We start from the raw sequence: 1,298 nt of genomic DNA, 5'->3' as shown, positions 1-1,298 counted from the left end.
TGGACCGCGATCACGTTGGCCTCGACGGTGGCCGGCGAGCAGCTGCTGGCGCTGCGCGCGCTGGCCAACCGGCCACTGGCCAAGCTGGCCGAAGTCAGCCCAGATCCCGCCGGTGCCTGGCGGCGGGAGGATCCGCAGGTGATCCGCGGTCTGGCCGCGCTGGAACTCCGCTCAGCCGGCGTGCGCATCCGCCGTCTCTGAGTGATTTGTGGAGTCTCAACCGCGGCCAGCGCGGTCGCGACTCCGCAAGTCGCCGGAAAGGGAACCATACCCCGCGCATCGGCGTCTATTGGGAATGCTCAACGATTTCCTTCGAGGCCAGGACGGCGTCCTCACCCTCGCTCAGGCGCTGCGCTGCGGGCTGAGCCAGGATGCGGTGGACCGACGAGTCAGCTCGGGCCACTGGCGTCGATGCTCACCTGGGGTCTACTTTGTCGACGACCGCCCGTTTACCGACGCGGCTCGCATCCGTTCAGCGGTATGGGGGTACGGCAAGCAAGCGGCGGCCAGCGGGCTGGCCGCGGCGTGGTGGCACGGGCTCACTCGATACGCACCCGACATCGTCGAGGTCACGGTTCCCAGGGATGCGCGTTTGCTTCGGCGACCGGGCACACGCCTACGGCGACGCGACTTGACGCCGGCAGACGTCGTCGAGCGAAACACACTGCAGGTCACGGAGTTGGCCCTGACCGTCGTTGAAGCTGCCGTCCGCCGTGGCGGCGGCCCCGCTCTCATGGACAGAGCGCTGCAACGACACCTCGACCTGCCCCGGTTGTGGCGTGCCCACCTGCGCAACAAGGGCCGCCATGGCTCGCCCCGGGCCCGGCTACTCTTGCAGGCCGCCGACGACGGTGCCCGTTCCGAGGCTGAGCGACTGCTGGTGAAGCTGCTGCGAGCCGCGGGCATCACAGGCTGGAAGGCGAACTACCCGATCGGTGGCTACAAAGTCGACGTCGCGTTTCCCAAGGCCAAGGTGGCCATCGAAGTCGACGGCTGGGCATTCCACAGTGATCAGCAGGATTTTCAGATCGATCGGGAACGGCAGAACAAGATCGCTCTACTCGGGTGGCAGGTGCTGCGCTTCACCTGGCTGGACCTCGTCGAGCATCCGAGCCGGGTGCTTGCCGAGATCGCCGCCGCAATCCGGTGATCTGCGGCGCCTCACCCGCGGTGAGCGCGGTCGAGACTCCACAAATCACTGGAGGTCGACGATGAGGTGGCGGATGCCGGTGTGCCGGTTGCTGCGCGTCCACTCCACCGGTTTGGCCAGCCGCACCTGCGCGAACCGGCCGAGCAGC

The 1,298-nt window shown here is 67.8% G+C and carries 1 protein-coding gene and 1 pseudogene; both read left to right on the top strand.

The window, feature by feature from the left end:
- Positions 1–201: pseudogene (locus ACN269_RS34425) on the top strand (hypothetical protein); the annotation flags it as partial.
- A 94-nt stretch (positions 202–295) separates the two neighbouring features.
- A complete protein-coding gene (locus ACN269_RS34420) occupies positions 296–1,150 on the top strand; it encodes a DUF559 domain-containing protein (protein WP_421477474.1) in 855 nt (284 codons plus the stop codon).
- Positions 1,151–1,298 lie beyond the last annotated feature (148 nt).

The sequence above is a fragment of the Micromonospora sp. WMMD736 genome, assembly GCF_049179015.1.
In the GTDB taxonomy this organism is placed as follows: Bacteria; Actinomycetota; Actinomycetes; order Mycobacteriales; family Micromonosporaceae; genus Micromonospora.
This window is presented reverse-complemented; position numbering and strand designations above follow the sequence as displayed.

Coding starts and splice junctions, on each gene's coding strand:
- ACN269_RS34420 (WP_421477474.1), top strand. CDS start 296: ATGCTCAACGATTTCCTTCGAGGCCAGGACGGCGTCCTCACCCTCGCT.